At 75.9% G+C, this 21,113-nt stretch carries 1 protein-coding gene; it reads left to right on the plus strand.

The annotated features are described in order from the left end of the window. Positions 1-191 precede the first annotated feature (191 nt). The coding region (locus tag SCA03_RS05395) for a type I polyketide synthase (protein ID WP_141275230.1) at positions 192-21,113 on the plus strand (20,922 nt) is incomplete at its 3' end.

The raw sequence follows: 21,113 nt of genomic DNA on the forward strand, positions 1-21,113 counted from the left end.
GATTTCCACGTCGTGGCCCGCCGACACTGAGCGCGTGGCGTGCGGGAAGCCGGGCAGCGCCCTGCAACGGGGCAGCGCCCTCCAGCGGGGTGCGCGGACGACTCAGTCGCTGTGGATCAGCCGTTCCGAGTGCCGGATGCCCACATCGAATCCTCTGCCGTCCGCCGGTCTTGAGATGGGTTGAGTTGACAATGGACATGGAACAGAAGCTCCGGGACTACCTGCGGCGGGCGAGCGCCGACCTCAAGCGCAGCCGGCAGCGGGTCGGCGAACTGGAGGCCGCCGCCCGGGAACCCATTGCCATCGTGGGCATGACCTGCCGGTTCCCCGGCGACGTCGGCAACCCGGAGGAACTGTGGGAGCTGCTCTCGGCCGGTGCGGACGGCATCACCGGGCTCCCCGGCGACCGCGGCTGGGAACTGCTCACGGACGGGTCCGAGGAGTTCGCCGGCGGTTTCCTGCACGACGCCACCCGGTTCGACGCGGGCTTCTTCGGCATCTCGCCCCGCGAGGCGCTGGCCATGGACCCCCAGCAGCGGGTGCTGCTGGAGACCTCGTGGGAGGCGTTCGAGCGGGCCGGGATCGACCCCGGCTCCCTGCGCGGCAGCCGCACCGGCATGTTCGTCGGAGCGATGCCCCAGGACTACCGCATCGGACCCGACGACGACGTCCAGGGCTTCACCCTGACCGGCAACGCCACCAGCGTCCTGTCCGGACGGCTGTCCTACTTCTTCGGTGCCGTCGGCCCGGCCGTGACCGTCGACACCGCGTGCTCCTCGTCCCTGGTGGCCCTGCACCTGGCGGCCCACTCCCTGCGCCAGGGCGAGTGCTCCCTCGCCCTGGCCGCCGGCGTCACCGTGATGTCCAGCCCCACCACCTTCACCGAGTTCAGCCGGCAGGGCGGGCTGGCCGCCGACGGGCGCTGCCGCTCCTTCGCCGACTCCGCGAACGGCACCGGCTGGGCCGAGGGCGTCGGCGTCCTCGTCCTGGAACGGCTCTCCGAGGCGCGCCGCAACGGGCACCAGGTCCTCGCCGTCGTGCGCGGCTCGGCCGTCAACCAGGACGGCGCGTCCAACGGGCTGACCGCGCCCAACGGCCCTTCGCAGCAGCGCGTCATCGAGGAGGCGCTGCTCAACGCCCGCCTCTCCACGGACGAGATCGACGCCGTCGAGGCACACGGCACCGGCACCTCACTGGGCGACCCGGTGGAGGCGCAGGCGCTGCTGGCCACCTACGGCCGCAACCGGCCCGAGGACCGCCCGCTGCTGCTGGGCTCGGTCAAGTCCAACCTCAGCCACACACAGGCGGCGGCGGGCATGGCGGGCGTCATCAAGATGGTCCTCGCCCTGCGGCACGGTGTGCTGCCGCGGACGCTGCACGTCGACGCCCCGTCCTCGCACGTCGACTGGTCCTCGGGAGCGGTGCGCCTGCTCACCGAGCCCGCCCCGTGGCCGCGCGGTGAGCGGCCCCGCCGGGCGGGCGTCTCCTCCTTCGGGCTCAGTGGCACCAACGCGCACACCATCATCGAGGAGGCGCCCCCGCAGCCCGCGCCCGAGGAAGCCGACGAGCGGCGCGTCACCCCCGGCACCCTGCCCTGGCTCGTCTCCGGACGCACCCGCGAGGCCCTGCGCGCCCAGGCCGCGCGCCTGCGGGAGTTCGTCGCCGGACGACCGGGGCCCCACTCCGACGACTCCGACGACTCCGCCGCCCGCGGGGAATCCGACGCCGGCGCCGCCCGTCCTCTCGACCCCCTGGACGTGGCCCGCTCCCTGGCCACCGCCCGCGCCGGCTTCGAGCACCGGGCCGTGGTGCTCGCCCACGACCCGGCCGAACGCGAGGCGGCGCTCGCCGCGCTCGCCGCCGGCGAGCCGCACCCCGGCCTGCTGAGGGGCAGGGCACAGGGCCGCACCAAGACGGCCTTCCTCTTCGCCGGGCAGGGCTCCCAGCGGCCCGGCGCCGGGCGGGAACTCCACGCCCGGTTCCCGGTGTTCGCCGACGCGCTCGACGAGGTCCTCGCCCAGCTCGACGACCATCCCTCGTCCCGCCTCGAACGCCCCCTGCGGGACGTCCTGTTCGCCGCCGAGGGCAGCACCGAGGCGGAACTGCTGCACCGCACGGACTACGCGCAGCCCGCACTGTTCGCCCTCGAAGTCGCGCTCCACCGCCTCGTGGAGTCCTGGGGCGTGCGGCCCGACCACCTCGCCGGCCACTCCGTCGGCGAGATCGCCGCCGCCCATGTGGCCGGAGTGCTCTCCCTGCCCGACGCCGCCTCGCTCGTGCTCGCCCGCGGCCGGCTGATGCAGGAACTCCCCGCCGGCGGCGCCATGATCGCGCTGGAGGCCACCGAGGACGAGGTGCTGCCGCTGGTCGCACCGCACCGGGAAGGCGTCTCGATCGCCGCCGTCAACGGCCCCCGGGCCGTCGTCGTCTCCGGCACCGACGAGGCCGTCACCGCCGTCGCCGACCACTTCACCGCGCAGGGCCGCAGAACCCGGCGGCTGCGTGTCTCGCACGCCTTCCACTCGGCGCTCATGGAGCCGATGCTGGAGGAGTTCCGCGCCGTCGCGGAACGTCTGATGCCCCGGGCGCCCGCCGTGCCGCTCGTCTCCACCGTCACCGGCACTCTCGCCACCGTCGAGGAACTCACCTCTCCCGCCTACTGGGTGGAGCACGCGCGTGCGGCCGTCCGGTTCGCCGACGCCGTCTCCTGGCTGGACGACCACGGAGCCGGCGCCTTCCTCGAAATCGGCCCGGACGGCGTGCTGACCGCCCTCACCCGCACCTGCCTCGACGCCCGCGGCACCACCGAGGACCCCGGCGGACCCGGAGCCACCGCGGCCGCCGACAGCACCGAGGCCACCGCAGCCGCTGAAGCCGCCGAAGCCACCGAAGACGGCCCCGCCGCCACCGCCCTGCCCCTGCTGCGCCCCGGCCGCGACGAGGAGGCGACCGCCACCGCCGCACTGGCCGGACTCCATCTGCACGGCGTGCCCGTCCGCTGGGACGGCTGGTTCGCGCACACCGGCGCGGGCCGCACCGACCTGCCCACCTACGCCTTCCAGCGCCGCCACTACTGGCCCAAGGGCATCACACAGACCGGCGACGTGGGCTCCGCGGGCCTGGGCGCCGCCCGCCACCCGCTGCTCGCCGCCGCCGTCTCCCTCGCCAACTCCGACGGTGTGCTGCTCACCGGCCGGCTCTCCCGGCACACCCACCCCTGGCTGGCCGAACACGCCGTGCACGGCAGCGTCGTGCTGCCCGGCACCGCCTTCCTGGAACTGGCCGTAAGGGCCGGGGACGAGGCCGGCTGCGACCGCGTCGAGGAGCTGACCCTCACCGAGCCGCTCGCCCTGCCCGAGGACACCGCCGTACAGGTGCAGGTGTGGGTCGGCAGCCCCGACGGCTCCGGCCGCAGGGACGTGAGCGTGCACTCCCGCCCCGACGGCGCCGAGGACCGGCCCTGGACCCGGCACGCCACCGGCGTCCTCGCCACCGGGGAACACCGTGCCCCGTTCGACGCCACCGCATGGCCGCCGGCCGGCGCCCGGCCCGTCGACCTCGACGGCTTCTACGACCGCCTCGCCGACGCCGGCTTCGCCTACGGCCCCCTCTTCCGGGGACTGCGGGCCGCCTGGCGCGCCGGAGACGACCTCTGCACCGAGGTGGCGCTCCCACAGGAAGGCGCCGGGGACAGCGGCGCCTTCGCACTCCACCCCGCGCTGCTCGACGGCGCCCTGCACGCCGCCCCCCTCCTCGCCGGGCCCGGCGAGCGGCCGGCCGCCGGGCTGCCCTTCTCCTGGCAGGACGTCAGCCTGCACGCGACCGGCGCCACCACCCTGCGGGTGCGGCTCTCCTGGGCCGGTGACGACACGGTGTCCCTCGCCGTCGCCGACGCCTCCGGCGCACCCGTCGCCTCCGTCGGAAGCCTCGCCCTGCGGGCCGCACCCGAGCACGGAGCCGGCACCGCCGCCCCGATCGTCCGCGACGCCCTGTTCGAGCTGCGCTGGACGCCGCTGCGGGAACACACGGCCACCGCACCCGAGGCCGTCGCCGTGCTCGGCGACGACACCCTCGGCCTCGCCGACGCACTCGGCACCCGCCTGCTCCCCGGCTCCCCCGAGGGCCGGCCGGCCCCGATCGTCCTCCTGCCCGTCTGCGGCGGCCCCGAGGACCCCGCCGCCCGCGCGCACACCCTCACCGCCACCGTCCTGGAACGGCTTCACAGCTGGCTCACGGACGAGCGGCACGCCGCCTCCCGGCTCGTCGTCGTCACCCGGGGCGCCACCGCCGCCGGGGGAGGCGACCTCACCGACCTCACCGACCCCGCGGCCGCCGCCGTCCTCGGGCTCGTCCGCTCGGCACAGAGCGAACACCCCGACCGCATCCGGCTGCTGGACCTCGACCCCGCCGAGGCCGGCACCGCACTGCCCGACGCCGCCCTGACCACCACCGAGCCGCAGACCGCCGTTCGCGACGGCCGGCTGCTCGGCGCCCGCATGGCCCGCGCCCGTACCGGCGCCACCGCCGACGCGACCGCGTGGAACCCGGACGGCACCGTGCTCCTCACCGGCGCCACCGGCAGCCTCGGCCGGATCTTCGCCCGCCACCTCGTCACCCACCACGGCGTACGCCACCTCCTGCTCGCCGGGCGGCGCGGCCCGGCCGCCGACGGCGCCCGCGAACTCGCCGACGAGCTGGCCGCGTTGGGCGCCGAGGTCGCCCTCGAAGCCTGCGATCTCGCCGACCGCGAGGCCGTCGGCCGACTGCTGGCCGGCGTGCCCGAAGCGCACCCGCTGACGGCCGTCGTGCACAGCGCCGGCGTCCTCGACGACGGAGTCCTCACGTCCCTGACGCCGGAGCGGGTCAGCGCCGTGCTGCGGCCCAAGGCCGACGCCGTGTGGCACCTGCACGAGGCCACCCGCGACCTGGACCTGGCCGCGTTCGTGGTCTTCTCCTCCCTCTCCGGCACCGTCGGCGCCGCCGGACAGGGCAACTACGCCGCAGCCAACGCCTTCGTGGACGCCGTCGCCCAACTGCGGCACGCCTCCGGGCTGCCCGCACTCTCCCTGGCCTGGGGCCCGTGGCAGCTCAACGCGGGCATGACCGGCGGCCTCACCGGAGCCGAGACCGAGCGCCTCGCCCGCCGGGGCACACCGCCGCTCACCGAGGAACAGGGCCTCGCACTCTTCGACGCGGCCCTCGGTGCCCGCACCCCCGTACTGCTGCCGGCCCGGCTCGACACCTCCGTGCTGCGCCTCCAGGACGAGGTGCCGCCGCTGCTGCGCGGCCTCGTGCGCACCCCCGCGCGCCGGACGGCCGTCTCCGCCTCCGAGACCGCCGTCGGCCTCGTCCAGCGGCTGACCCGGCTGGACGAACAGGCCCGCTCCCGCGCCGTGTTCGACCTCGTCCGCACCCAGGTCGCCGCCGTACTCGGCCACACCGACCCGGCCGAGGTCGAGGCGGCACGCCCCTTCCAGGAACTGGGCTTCGACTCGCTCAGCGCCGTCGAGCTGCGCAACCGGCTCGGCTCCGTCACCGGACTGCGCATCCCCGCCACCGTCGTCTTCGACCACCCGAACGTCACGGCGCTCGCCCGGTACGTACTCGCCGAACTCCTCGGCGCCGACACGACGGACGGCACACACGCCCGGGACGGCGGGAGCGCACCGCGTGCGGCGGCCGACGACGACCCCGTCGTCATCGTCGGCATGAGCTGCCGCTACCCCGGCGGCGTCACCTCGCCCGAGGACCTGTGGCGGCTGGTCGGCGAGGGCACCGACGCCATCTCCGGACTGCCCACCGACCGCGGCTGGGACCTGGAGAACCTGTACCACCCCGACCCCGACCACCCCGGCACCACCTACACCCGCTACGGCGGATTCCTGCACGACGCGGCCGAGTTCGACCCCGCCTTCTTCGGCATGAGCCCCCGCGAGGCCCTCGCCACCGACGCGCAGCAGCGGCTGCTGCTCGAAGCCTCCTGGGAAGCCGTCGAACGCGCCGGCATCGACCCGGTGTCGCTGCGCGGCAGCAGGACCGGAGTCTTCGCCGGCGTCATGTACAACGACTACGCCGCGACCCTCACCGACGAGCGGTTCGAGGGCTTCCAGGGCAGCGGCACCTCGCCCAGCATCGCCTCCGGACGCGTCGCCTACACCCTCGGCCTGGAGGGCCCGGCCGTCACCGTCGACACGGCCTGCTCCTCCTCCCTCGTCGGCATGCACTGGGCGATGCACGCGCTGCGCGCGGGGGAGTGCTCGCTGGCCCTGGCCGGCGGCGTCACCGTGATGTCCACACCGACCTCCCTCATCGAGTTCGCCCGCCAGCGCGGACTGTCCCCCGACGGCCGGTGCAAGGCGTTCTCCGACGACGCCGACGGCGTCGGCTGGGCCGAGGGCGTCGGCGTCCTCGTCCTGGAACGGCTCTCCGACGCACGCCGCAACGGCCACCGGGTCCTCGCCGTCGTCCGCGGCTCGGCCATCAACCAGGACGGCGCCTCCAACGGGCTGACCGCGCCCAACGGGCCGTCGCAGCAGCGCGTCATCCGCCAGGCACTCGGGGCCGCCGGGCTCACCCCCCGGGACATCGATGCCGTCGAAGCACACGGCACCGGCACCTCACTCGGCGACCCCATCGAGGCCCAGGCACTGCTCGCCACCTACGGCCAGGACCGGGACGCCGACCGCCCGCTGCTGCTCGGCTCGGTGAAGTCCAACATCGGCCACACCCAGGCCGCCGCCGGGGTCGCCGGCGTCATCAAGATGGTCCAGGCGATGCGGCACGGAGTGCTGCCCCGCACCCTGCACGCCGACCGGCCGTCCAGCCACGTCGACTGGGACGAGGGAGCCGTCCGGCTGCTGCGGCAGGAGACGCCCTGGCCCGGCACCGGCCGGCCGCGCCGCACCGGCGTGTCCTCCTTCGGCATCAGCGGCACCAACGCCCACGTCATCCTCGAAGAGGCGCCCGCCGCCCCGCAGGAGCCCGCACCCGCCGCCGCACCCGCCGTCGTGCCCTGGACCCTGTCGGCCAGGACCCGGGCCGCCCTCCGCGACCAGGCCGCGCGGCTGCGCGCCCGCGCCGCCGAGCAGCCGGACCTCGACCTCGCCGCCACCGGACGCGCGCTCGCCACCACCCGCTCCGCCTTCGACCGGCGCGCCGTCGCGCTCGGCGACCGCGACGAACTCCTGCGCGCCCTCGGCGCCCTGGCCGACGACCGCCCCGACCCCGCGCTCGTCGAGGGAGAGGCCGGCACCGGCACCCTCGCACTGCTCTTCGCCGGGCAGGGCAGCCAGCGCCCCGGAGCAGGACGCGAACTCCACGCCGCCCACCCGGCGTTCGCGCAGGCCCTCGACGAGGTGTGCGCCGCGCTCGACCCGCACCTGGAACGGCCCCTGCGCGAGGTCCTGTTCGCCGAGGACGGCAGCCCCGAAGCCGCGCTGCTGGACCGCACCGGCTGGGCCCAGCCCGCCCTCTTCGCCCTCGAAGTCGCCCTCCACCGCCTGCTGCACTCCTGGGGCGTACGCCCCGACGTCCTCCTCGGCCACTCGGTGGGCGAGATCGCCGCCGCCCACGTGGCCGGCGTCCTCTCGCTGCCCGACGCCGCCCGGCTCGTCACCGCCCGCGCCCGGCTCATGGACGCGCTGCCCGCCGGCGGCGCCATGATCTCCCTCCAGGCCACCGAGGACGAGGTCGCCCCGCTGCTCGCCGGGCGCGAGCACGAGGTGTCCCTCGCCGCCGTCAACGGCCCGCGGGCCGTCGTCGTCGCGGGGGAGGAGCGCGCCGCCGAGGAGATCCGCGAGCACATCGCCGGACTCGGCCGGAAGACCCGGCGGCTGCGGGTCAGCCACGCCTTCCACTCCCCGCTGATGGAACCCGCGCTGGAGGACTTCCGCCGCGTCGCCGCCGAACTCACCTACCACGCACCGTCCGTCACCGTCGTCTCCGACCTCACCGGACGCGTCGCCACCGCCGACGAACTGTGCTCACCCGACCACTGGGTCGACCACGTCCGCGCCACCGTCCGCTTCGCCGACGGCGTCAGCGCGGCACGCGCCGCCGGAGCCACCGCCTTCCTCGAACTCGGCCCCGACGGCACCCTGACCGCCCTCGCCCAGGACGTGCTCGGCGACGACCCGGGCACCGACCTCGTCGCCGCGCTGCGCACCGACCGGAGCGAGGAGCGCACCCTCGCCACCGCGCTCGCCCGCCTGCACACGCACGGCACCCCCGTCGACTGGGCCGCCTGGTTCGGCACGGCCGCCCGCACCCCCGTCGACCTGCCGACCTACCCCTTCCAGCACGAGCGGTACTGGCCCGAGCCCGGGGAGCGGACCGGCCCACCGGCGGCCCAACCGCCCACCGACACGGCCGACTCCGAGCTGTGGGACGCCGTCGACCGCGGCGACGCCGGCGAACTCGCCACGCTCCTCGGACTCCGCGACGAACAGCACGCCTCCCTCTACACCCTGCTGCCCGCCCTGTCCTCCTGGCGCCAGCAGCGGCAGGAACAGGCCCGCCTGGACGCCCTGCGCTACCGGGTGGAGTGGACCCCCGTCCAGCCGTCGGCCGCACCCGTGCTGGACGGCACCTGGCTCGTCGTCACCACCGAGGACACCCGGGACGAGGCAGCGGAACTCCTCGACGCGCTGCGCGGCCACGGCGCCCTCCTCGAAGAGCTGCTCCTGGCCCCGCACGAGGACGACCGGGCCGCCATGGCCGCCCGTCTGGCTGCACACCCCGAAGCGCACGGGATCCTCTCCGTGCTGCCGCTGGCCGACCGCCCCGGCGTTCCGCCCGCCGCCGGCCTGCCGCCCGGGCTGCGCCGCAGCTTCACCCTCCTCCAGGCCCTCGCCGACGCGGGCACCACCGCGGCCCTGTGGACGGTGACCCGCGGCGCCGTCTCCACCGCCGGCTCCGCCGACCCGCTCCACAACCCCGTCCAGGCCGCCGTCTGGGGCCTGGCACGCGTCGCGGCGCTGGAACACCCCGAACGCCCGCACGGACTCGTCGACCTGCCGCCCCACCTCGACCCCGCCGTCGTCCAGCAGTTCGTCTCCGCCCTCGCCGCCACCGGCACGGGACACACCGGCCCCGCCGAGGACCAGCTCGCGCTGCGCCCCGTCGGCACGTTCGCACGCCGGCTGGTACGCCAGCCCGCCGAGGCACCGCCCCCCGGCGCCTTCTCCCTCACCGGCACCGTGCTCGTCACCGGCGGCACCGGCGCGCTCGGCGCCGAGGTCGCCCGCTTCCTCGCCCGGGAAGGCGCCACGCACCTGCTGCTCACCAGCCGCAGCGGACCCGAGGCGCCCGGCGCCGACCGGCTGCGCGGCGAACTGGAGGACCTCGGCGCCCGCGTCACCCTCGCCGCCTGCGACACCGCCGACCGCGACGCGCTCGCCCGGGTGCTCGCCGGCATCCCCGACGAGCACCCGCTGACCGGCGTCGTACACGCCGCCGGTGTCGGCCAGGTCTCCGCCCTGGCCGACACCTCCCTCGACGACGCGGCGGCCACCGCGTCCGCCAAGATGCTCGGCGCCGCACACCTCGACGCGCTGCTCGACGACGACGCGGACCTCGACTTCTTCGTCCTCTTCTCCTCCGTCGCCGGCGTATGGGGAAGCGCCGGGCAGAGCGCCTACGGTGCGGCCAACGCCTACCTGGACGCCCTCGCCGAGAACCGCTGGGCGCGCGGCCTGCCCGCCACCTCCCTCGCCTGGGGCCCGTGGGCCGAAGCGGGCATGGCCACCCACGACGCCATGGCCGACCGGCTGGAACGCACCGGACTGCGCTTCCTCGACCCGCGCAGCGCCCTCGCCGAACTGCGCCGCGCCCTCGCCCAGCAGGACGTGGCCCTCACCGTCGCCGACGTCGACTGGGCGCGCTACCACCCGGTGTTCACCTCGTCCCGGCCCAGCACGCTCTTCGGCGCACTCGACGACGTACGCGCCCTCGCACACGCCGACGACACCGAGGCGCCCGGCCGCACCCCGCTCGCCGGACGGCTCACCGGGCTCACCCGGGACGAGCAGGAGCAGCACCTGGTCGACCTGGTACGCGGCGAGGCCGCCGCCGTCCTGGGGCACGCCTCGGCCGAGGCCGTCGAGCCGCGCCGCGCCTTCCGCGACGCGGGCTTCGACTCGCTCACCGCCGTCGAACTGCGCAAACGCCTCGCCCTCGGCACCGGGCTCGACCTGCCCGCCACGCTCGTCTTCGACTACCCCACGCCCGTCGGGCTCGCCCGGTTCCTGCACGGCGAACTCCTCGGCGCCGACGGCCCGTCGACGGCCGGCACCCCCGCGGCACCGGCCGCCGTCACCACCGGCGGCTTCGACGAGCCCGTCGCCGTCGTCGGCATGGGCTGCCGCTTCCCCGGCGGCGTGCGCTCCCCGCAGGAGTTCTGGCGGATGGTCTCCGAGGGGACCGACGCCATCACCGACTTCCCCGTCGACCGCGGCTGGGACGGCGACGGCCTCCACCACCCCGACCCCGACCACCCCGGCACCACCTACTCCACCCGCGGCGGCTTCCTGCACGACGCGGGGGAGTTCGACGCCGGGTTCTTCGGCATCTCGCCCCGCGAGGCGCTGTCCATGGACCCCCAGCAGCGGCTGCTGCTGGAGACGACCTGGGAGGCGTTCGAGCAGGCCGGGATCGACCCCGCCACCGTGCACGGCAGCGTCACCGGCACCTTCATCGGCTCCAGCTACCAGGAGTACGGGCTCGGCCTCGACGACGCGGCCGGCGCCGGGCACGCCGTCACCGGCACCAGCCCCAGCGTGCTGTCCGGGCGGCTCGCCTACGCCTTCGGCCTGGAGGGCCCGGCCGTCACCGTCGACACGGCCTGCTCGTCGTCGCTGGTGGCCCTGCATCTGGCCTGCCAGTCGCTGCGCAACGGGGAGAGCTCCCTCGCCCTGGCCGGCGGCGCCACCGTCATGACGACCCCGGCGCCGTTCATCGCCTTCAGCAAGCAGCGGGCGCTGGCCGGCGACGGGCGGTGCAAGTCCTTCTCCGAGGGCGCCGACGGCATGACCCTCGCCGAGGGCGTCGGCGTGCTGGTCCTGGAGCGGCTCTCCGACGCGCGCCGCAACGGCCACGAGGTGCTGGCCGTCGTCCGGGGCTCGGCCATCAACCAGGACGGCGCCTCCAACGGGCTCACCGCGCCCAACGGGCCGTCGCAGCAGCGCGTCATCCGGCAGGCCCTCGCCAACGCCGGGCTGGGCCCCGGCGAGATCGACGCGGTGGAGGCGCACGGCACCGGCACCTCACTCGGTGACCCCATCGAGGCGCAGGCGCTGCTGGCCACCTACGGCCGGGCGCGGGACGCGGAACGTCCGCTGCTGCTCGGGTCGGTGAAGTCCAACATCGGCCACACCCAGTCCGCCGCCGGCGTCGCCGGTGTCATCAAGATGGTGCTGGCGCTGCGGAACGGCGCGCTGCCGCCCACCCTGCACGCCGAGCAGCCCTCCGGCCGCATCGACTGGAGCCCGGGCACGGTCTCGCTGCTGACCGAGCCGGCCGACTGGCCGCGCGGTGAGCGGGCCCGCCGGTGCGCCGTGTCCTCCTTCGGCATCAGCGGCACCAACGCGCACGCCGTCCTCGAAGAGGCGCCCCGCGACGAGGAGTCCGGGCCCGCCGGTGCGGCGGAGCCCGTCGCGCCCGCCGGCGGCGTCGTCCCCTGGCTGCTGTCCGCGCGCACCCCCGCGGCGCTGCGCTCCCAGGCGGCCCGGCTGGCCGGGCGCCTCACGGAGGACGACGCACCGTGCCGTCTCGACGTCGGCCACACCCTGCTGACCTCCCGCACCCTCTTCGAGCACCGGGCCGTCGTCCTCACCACCACGGGCGCAGGAGCGTCCGACGACAGCGCGGGCGAGACCGCCGCTGACACCGCCGGAACCGACATCGACACCGGCGCGGACGCCGAGGTGACCGACCCGCTGGACGCCCTCACCGCGCTGGCCGAGGGCCGCTCCTCGCGCGCCGTCGTGCAGGGCACCGCCGACGCCGACGGCCGGACCGTCTTCGTCTTCCCCGGCCAGGGCTCCCAGTGGGCCGGTATGGGCGCCCAACTCCTGGCGGAGTCACCGGCGTTCGCCGAACGGATGCACGCCTGCGCCGCAGCCCTGGCCCCGTTCACCGACTGGTCCCTCCTCGACGTCCTCCACCAGGCCGAGGGCGCGCCCGGGCTGGACCGCGTCGACGTCGTCCAGCCCGCCTCCTGGGCGGTCATGGTGTCGCTGGCCGAACTGTGGCGCAGCCACGGCGTCACGCCCGACGCCGTCGTCGGCCACTCCCAGGGCGAGATCGCCGCCGCGACCGTCGCCGGCGCCCTCACCCTGGAGGACGCCGCCCGCGTCGTGGCCCTGCGCAGCCGGGCCATCGCCCGCGTCCTGGCCGGCTCCGGCGGGATGATGTCCGTGCCGCTGCCCGTCTCCGACGTCGAGCGGCGCCTCACCGCGTACGGCGACGCCCTGTCCGTCGCCGCCGTCAACGGGCCCGCCTCCGTCGTCGTCTCCGGCACCGTGACGGCGGTCGACGCCTTCCTCGCCGAACTGACCGCCGCCGATGTCCGTGCCCGGCGCATCGCCGTCGACTACGCCTCGCACTCCGAGCAGGTCGAACTCCTCCGGGACGAACTCCTCGACGCCCTCGCCCCGGTACGGCCCCGCCCGGCGCAGGTGCCGTTCCACTCCACCGTCACCGGCGACCGCGCGGCGGAGGACGCCCCCCTCGACGCCGACTACTGGTACCGCAACCTGCGGCACACCGTGCGCTTCGAACCGGCCGTCCGCGCCCTGCTCGACGCCGGACACACGACGTTCATCGAGGTCAGCTCCCACCCGGTGCTGACGATGGCGGTCGGCGACACCGTGGACGAGGCAGCGGACGAGACCGCGGGCGGCACCGCGACCGGGGCCGTCGTGACCGGCACCCTGCGCCGCCACCAGGGCGGCGTCGAACGCTTCCTGACCTCCCTCGCCGAGGCGTTCGTCCGGGGCGTCCGCGTCGACTGGAACCCCGTCTTCGCGGACACCGGGGCCCGGCCCGTGCCGCTGCCCACCTACGCCTTCCAGCGCGAACACCTGTGGGCGCTCCCCACGGCGCAGGACCGGCAGCAGGGCCGGGCGGCCGGTGCCGCCGACGCCGCCGAGACGGAGTTCTGGAGCGCGGTCGAGGACGCCGACGTCGACGCCCTCGCCGCCGGGCTCCGCGTCGACGGCGCGGCCCTCGCCCCCGTGCTGCCGGCGCTCGCCGACTGGCGCCGCCGGCGCCGCCAGCTGTCCACCGTCGACTCCTGGCGCTACCGCGCCACCTGGAAGCCGCTCACCGGACTGCCCGCAGCCGCCCTGTCCGGCACCTGGCTGCTCGTCACCACCGCCGATGCCGCCTCCGACACGGCCTCCGACGCGGCCTCCGCTGCCGCGGTCTCCGAGGTCGAAGACGCCCTCGCCGCACACGGAGCACGGGTGCGCACCCTCGTCCTGGACGAGGCCGACACCGACCGCGCCGCCCTCACCGCCCGGCTGGCGGCACGCGAGGACCTCGCCGAACTCACCGGCGTCGTCTCGCTGTTGGCCGCGGCCGAGCAACCCGACGAGCAGCGGCCCGCGCTCACCCTCGGCCTCGCCCTGTCCGTCGTCCTCATCCAGGCCCTCGGCGACGCCGCCGTGGACGCGCCCCTGTGGTGCCTGACCCGGGGCGCCGTCTCCACCGGCCGCTCCGACCGGCTGACCCGCCCGGCGCAGGCCCAGATCCTCGGCCTCGGCTGGACCGCCGCGCTCGAACACCCGCAGCGCTGGGGCGGCGTGGCCGATCTGCCCGAGCGGCTCGACCGGCGCGCGGCCGAACGGCTCGCCGCCGTCCTCACCGGACGCACCGGCGAGGACCAGCTCGCCATCCGCCCCTCCGGCGTCCTCGCCCGCCGCGTCGTGCACGCACCCGCCCCGCCCGCCGAGCCGGCCCGCCCCTGGACACCGCGCGGAACCGTCCTCGTCACCGGCGGCACCGGCACCCTCGGCCCCCACCTGGCCCGCTGGCTCGCCGAGCAGGGCGCGGAGCACCTCGTGCTCACCAGCCGCCGCGGCATGGACGCGCCCGGCGCCGCCGAACTCGTCGAGGAACTCGGCCGGTCCGGCTGCGAGGTCACCGTCGCCGCCTGCGACCTGACCGACCGCGCCGCGGTCGCCGCACTGCTGGACGGGCTCAGCGCCGAAGGACGCACCGTGCGCACCGTCGTCCACACGGCCGCCGTCATCGAACTGCTCTCCCTGGAGGAGACCGACCTCGACTCCTTCGCCCGGGTCGTGCACGCCAAGGTCGCCGGCGCCCGCCACCTCGACGAACTCCTCGACGACGACGCACTCGACGCGTTCGTGCTGTACTCCTCGACCGCCGGAATGTGGGGCAGCGGCCGGCACGCCGCCTACGTCGCGGCCAACGCCTGCCTCAACGCGCTCGCCGAGCACCGCAGGGCCCGCGGCGCCACCGCGACCTCCCTGTCCTGGGGCATCTGGTCCGACGACATCGAACTCGGCCGCGTCGACCCCGGCGAGATCCGCCGCAGCGGACTCGCCTTCATGGAGCCCCAACTGGCCCTCACCGGGCTGCGGCAGGCCCTCGACGCCGACGAGACCGTGCTCTGCGTCGCCGACATCGACTGGCAGCGCTACCACCCGGTCTTCACGTCCGGCCGGGACACCGCCCTCTTCGCGGAGCTGCCCGAGGTCCAGCAGCTCGCGGAGGACGGCACCGCCACCGAGGGCGGCAGCGAGTTCGCCACCAGGATCCGCGCGCTGCCCCCCGTCGAACAGGACCGGGTCCTCCTCGACCTCGTCCGCGGCGAGGCCGCGACGGTCCTCGGCCACGCCTCGCCCGATGTCCTCTCCGAACAGCGCGCCTTCCGCGACGTCGGCTTCGACTCCCTCACCGCCGTCGATCTGCGCAACCGGCTGAACGGCGTCACCGGCCTCACCCTGCCGAGCACCATGGTGTTCGACTACCCGACGCCGTCCGCGCTCGTCGCGTTCCTGCGCACCCGGCTCGCCGGCACCGGCACCACCGACGCCGCCGCTGCCCCGCCCGCTCCCGCCGGCGGCTCCGTCGACGAGCCGCTCGCCATCGTCGGCATGAGCTGCCGCTACCCCGGCGGCGTCGGCTCCCCGGAGGAGCTGTGGGAGCTCATCGCCTCCGGCGGCGACGCCATCGGCGCCTTCCCCGAGGACCGCGGCTGGGACACCGAGGGCCTCTACGACCCGGACCCCGACAGCCCCGGGCACACCTACTCCACCCGCGGCGGCTTCCTGCACGACGTCGCCGACTTCGACGCCGGGTTCTTCGGCATCTCCCCACGCGAGGCGCTGGCCATGGACCCGCAGCAGCGGCTCCTGCTGGAGAGCGCCTGGGAGGCCGTGGAGCGCGCCGGCATCGACGCCGCCACCCTGCGCGGCAGCCGCACCGGCACCTTCATCGGCGCCAGCTACCAGGACTACACCGCCGGCGGCGCCGCGCCCGAGGGCAACGAGGGGCACCTGATCACCGGCAGCATCTCCAGCGTGCTGTCCGGGCGGCTCGCCTACAGCTTCGGCTTCGAGGGCCCGGCCGTCACCCTGGACACCGCCTGCTCGTCGTCGCTGGTGGCACTGCACCTGGCCTGCCAGTCGCTGCGCAACGGGGAGAGCTCCCTCGCCCTGGCCGGCGGCGTCAGCGTCATGGCGACCCCCAGCGCGTTCGTCGGCTTCAGCCGGCAGCGGGCCATGGCCGCCGACGGCCGGTGCAAGGCGTACGCCGATGCCGCCGACGGCATGAGCCTGGCCGAGGGCCTCGGCCTCGTCGTCGTCGAGCGGCTCTCCGACGCACGCCGCAACGGCCACCGGGTCCTCGCCGTCATCCGCGGCTCCGCCGTCAACCAGGACGGCGCCTCCAACGGGCTGACCGCGCCCAACGGGCCGTCGCAGCAGCGCGTCATCCGCGACGCCCTCGCCGACGCCGGCCTGACCCCCGCCGAGGTGGACGTCGTCGAGGGCCACGGCACCGGCACCAGGCTCGGCGACCCCATCGAGGCGCAGGCGCTGCTGGCCACCTACGGCCAGGACCGGGACGCCGGACAGCCGCTGCTGCTGGGCTCGGTGAAGTCCAACATCGGCCATACGCAGATGGCTTCGGGCGTGGCGGGCGTCATCAAGATGGTCATGGCGATGCGCCACGGCACCGCGCCCCGCACCCTGCACGTCGACGAGCCCTCCACGCACGTCGACTGGTCCTCCGGCGCCATCCGGCTGCTCACCGAGGAAGAGCGGTGGCCGGACACCCCGGGGCCGCGCCGTGCCGCCGTCTCGTCGTTCGGGCTGAGCGGCACCAACGTGCACACCGTCCTCGAACTGCCGCAGGACGACGCCGCACCGGCCGGGACCGACGGAACCGACGAGACCGGCGGAGCCGACGGAACCGACCGGACCGCCGGAACGGACACGGCCGACGGGGCGGTCGCGGCGGCAGGGGAGACCCGGGACACGGCCGCCGTCGCCGGGCCCGTGCCCGTGCTGCTCTCCGGCCGCACCGAGGCCGGACTGCGCGCCCGCGCCGCACAGTTGCGCGACCTCGTCGAGCAGCGGCCCGAGGTGCCGCCCGCCGCACTGGCACGCGCGCTCGCCACCACCCGCACGGCGCTCGACCACCGCGCGGCCGTCGTGGCCGCCGACCGGGACACCCTCCTCCGCGGGCTCACCGCGCTGCACGAGGGCACCCCGGACAGCGTGCTGAGCACCGGCCGCCCCGCGTCCGGCCGGCTCGCCTTCCTGTTCACCGGCCAGGGCAGCCAGCGCCCCGGCACCGGCCGGGAACTGTACGAGCGCCACCCGGTGTTCGCCGACGCCCTCGACGCCGTCCTCACCCGCCTCGACCAGGAACTCGACCGGCCGCTGCGCGACATCCTCTTCGCCGAGCCCGGCACCCCCGAGGCCGCGCTGCTGGACGACACCGCCTGGACCCAGCCCGCGCTCTTCGCCCTCGAAGTGGCGCTGTTCCGGCTCGCCGAGTCCTGGGGCCTGCGCCCCGACTACGTCGCCGGGCACTCCATCGGCGAGTACGCGGCAGCGCACGCGGCGGGCGTCCTCACCCTCGACGACGCCTGCACGCTCGTCGCCGCACGCGGCCGGCTCATGGCCGCGCTCCCACAGGGCGGCGCCATGTGCGCGCTCCAGGCGGCCGAGGACGAGGTGCTGCCGCTGCTGGACAGGCCGGACGGCCGTGCGTCCGTCGCCGCCGTCAACACCCCGCGCTCACTGGTCGTCTCCGGCGACGAGGACGCGGTGCGGGCGATCGAGGAACACTTCGCCGCACAGGGCCGCAGGACCCGCAGGCTGACGGTGAGCCACGCCTTCCACTCGCACCACATGGACCCGGTGCTGGAGGAGTTCACCCGTATCGCGGCGGGCGTCACCCACCGGCCGCCGGAGATCCCGTTCGTCTCCGCCGTCACCGGTGAACTGCTCGGCGCCGAGGACCTCGGCACGGGCGCCTACTGGGCCGGGCAGACCCGGCACGCGGTGCGCTTCGCCGACGCGGTGCGGCGCCTGGCCGACGCCGGGGTGACCTGCTGCCTCGAACTCGGCCCCGACGGCACCCTCTCCGGCGCCGTCCGCGACATCGCCGCCGCAGCAGATGCCGCGGCCGCAGCAGATGCCGCCGACGGAGCGGACGCAGCCGACGCAGCAGGCACAGCCGGCACAGCCGACACAAGCGTTGCGGGCGATACGGCCGACGCCGCCCACGCCGCGGACACCGCCGCCGCAGCCGACACCGTCGGCACCACCCACCTCGGAGGCGTCGCGGACACCGAGGGCCGTACCACCCCGGCCGCCGTGCCCCTGCTGCGCCGCGACAGGGACGAACCCCACGCCGTCGCCACGGCCCTCGCCGCGCTCCACCTGCACGGCGTACGGCCCGACTGGAACGCCGTGCTCCCCGGCACCGGCCACATCGACCTGCCCACCTACCCGTTCCAGCGCTCCCGCTACTGGCCCGACACCCCGGCCCTCCCCGGGCCCGTGGACGCCTCGGCCCCCGCGGACCCGGTGGACGCCGAGTTCTGGTCGGCCGTCGAACGCGGCGACGTGACCGGTCTCGGCGACCGGCTCGACCTGGACGGCGAGACCCTGACCGCCCTCGTTCCCGCACTGTCCTCCTGGCGCCGCAAGCGCCGCGAGGAGACGACCGTCGACGGCTGGCGCTACCGCGTCACCTGGAAGCCGCTGACCGGGACACGGGCCGAACACCCCGACGGCACCTGGCTGATCCTCGCCCCCGGCACCACCGGCGCGGACGACTGGAGCGACACCGTGGCCGCCGCGCTCGGCACCGGCACCGTGCGCCTCGACGTCACCGAAGCCGACCGGGACGCCCTCGCGGCACGCCTGCGCGCGTCCGTCGCGGACGGGACCGTGTTCAGCGGAGTGCTGTCCCTGCTCTCCCTCCACGACGAGCCCACCGGCCACGACGAGCCCACCGGCCCGGCGGACACCCCGGCGGGGCCGCTCTTCACGGCAACGGCCGTGCAGGCGCTGGGCGATGCCGGTATCGACGCACCCCTGTGGTGCCTCACCCGGGCCGCCGTCCGCACCGGCCGCTCCGAACCGCCGGCCGACCCCGCCCAGGCCGCCGTCTGGGGGCTGGGCCGCGCCGTCGCCCTCGAACCCCCGACCCGCTGGGGCGGCCTCGTCGACCTGCCCGCAGCGCCGGACGCAGCCACACTCCGGCGGCTGCCCGGAGCCCTCACCGCCGCCGGCGACGAGGACCAGCTCGCCGTCCGCTCCACCGCCGTCTTCGCCCGGCGCCTCGCCCACCACCCCGTCGGCGGCGACCCCGCCGTGCGCCCCTACCGGCCCACCGGCACGGTCCTCGTCACCGGCGGCACCGGCGGGCTCGGCAGCCATGTGGCACGCCGCCTCGCCCGCGACGGCGCCGCACACCTGCTGCTCGTCAGCCGCCGGGGCCCCGAAGCGCCGGGCGCCGACGCGCTGCGCGCCGAACTGGAGGAGACGGGCGCCCGGGTCACCCTCGCCGCCTGCGACACCGCCGACCGCGACGCGCTCCGCGCCGTCCTCGCGGCCGTACCGGACGAGACGCCGCTCACCGCGGTCTTCCACACGGCCGGTGTCGTCGAGGACGCCCTCGTCGACGCCCTGACGCCGGAGAAGTTCGCCGCCGTCCAGCGTGCCAAGGTCACCGCCACGCTCCATCTGCACGACCTCACCCGCGCCCTGGACCTCGACGCGTTCGTACTGTTCTCCTCCACCGCCGGCACCCTGGGCGCCGCCGGGCAGGGCAACTACGCGGCCGCCAACGCCTTCCTCGACGCCTTCGCCGCCGTACGCCGCGCCCAGGGCCTGCCCGCGACCTCCGTCGCCTGGGGCCCGTGGGCCGGCGCCGGTATGGCCGTCGACGGCGCCGGGGTGGAACAGCGCGTGCGCCGCGGCGGCTACACCCCGATGGCCCCCGACCGGGCACTGGCCGCCCTGCACCACGCCATCGAGCACGACGACGAGGCCGTCACCGTCGCCGACATCGACTGGGAACGCTTCGCCGCCGCCTTCACCACCGTGCGGCCGAACCCGCTCGTCGCCGACCTGCCCGCACTGCGCCGCGCCGGCGCCGTGGTGTCCTCCGCCACCCTGACCGGCCCCGGCACCCCCGGACAGCAGGCGCCCGAACTGCTCGGCAAGCTCGCCCCGCTCCCCGCGTCGGGCCGCGCCCGGCTCGTCCTCGACCTGGTGCGCGGCCACGCCGCCGCCGTCCTCGGCCACGCGGGCGGCGACCGCCTCGACCCCGAACAGACCTTCCTGGGCCTCGGCTTCGACTCGCTCACCACCGTCGAACTGCGCAACGCGCTGTCCGCCACGACGGGCCTGAAGCTGCCCGCCACCCTCGTCTACGACCACCCCACCCCGCGTGCCCTCGCCCGCTTCCTCCTCACCGAGCTCACCGGCTCCCTGACCGAGGACGGCACGGCACGGACCGCCGGCACGGCCGCCGCCGACCGTCCCGCCGAGGACGACCGCATCGCCGTCGTCGGGATGAGCTGCCGTTTCCCCGGCGGCATCACCACCCCCGAGGACCTGTGGGACCTGCTCACCCGCGGCGAGGACGCCATCTCCGGCTTCCCCACCGACCGCGGCTGGGACCTCGACCGCCTCGCCCACGGCGGATCCGCCACCCTGGAAGGCGGCTTCCTCGACGGTGTCGGCCTCTTCGACGCCGCCTTCTTCGGGATCTCGCCCCGCGAGGCGCTGGCCATGGACCCGCAGCAGCGGCTGCTGCTGGAGACCTCCTGGGAGGTACTGGAACGCGCCGGCATCGACGCCCACGCGCTGCGCGGCAGCCGGACCGGTGTCTTCGTCGGCACCAACGGCCAGGACTACGTCACCCTGCTGCGCGGCGGCACCGCCGATGTGCGCGGGCACGTCGCCACCGGCAACACGGCCAGCGTCATGTCCGGCCGGCTCTCCTACGCCCTCGGGCTCGAAGGCCCTGCCGTCACCGTCGACACCGCCTGCTCCTCGTCCCTCGTGGCCCTCCATCTGGCCGCCCGCTCCCTGCGCCAGGGCGAGTGCACGCTCGCGCTCGCGGGCGGCGTCTCCGTGATGTCCAGCCCGGACGCCTTCACGGAGTTCACCGTCCAGGGCGGGCTGGCGGCGGACGGCCGCTGCAAGGCGTTCGCGGACGCCGCCGACGGCACCGGCTGGTCGGAGGGCGTCGGCGTCCTCGCACTGGAACGCCTCTCCGACGCGCGCCGCAACGGGCACCGGGTGCTGGCCGTCATCGGCGGCACGGCCGTCAACCAGGACGGCGCCTCCAACGGCCTCACCGCCCCCAACGGCCGCGCACAGCAGCAGGTGATCCGCCAGGCCCTCGCCGACGGCGGCCTCACCCCGGCCGACATCGACGCGGTCGAGGCACACGGCACCGGCACCGGACTCGGCGACCCCATCGAGGCCAACGCGCTCCTCGCCTCCTACGGCAACGACCGCGAACAGCCGCTGTTCCTCGGATCGGTCAAGTCGAACCTCGGGCACACCCAGGCCGCCGCCGGTGTCGCCGGGGTCATCAAGATGGTGCTGGCG

This window comes from Streptomyces cacaoi (assembly GCF_006539165.1).
GTDB lineage: Bacteria > Actinomycetota > Actinomycetes > Streptomycetales > Streptomycetaceae > Streptomyces > Streptomyces cacaoi.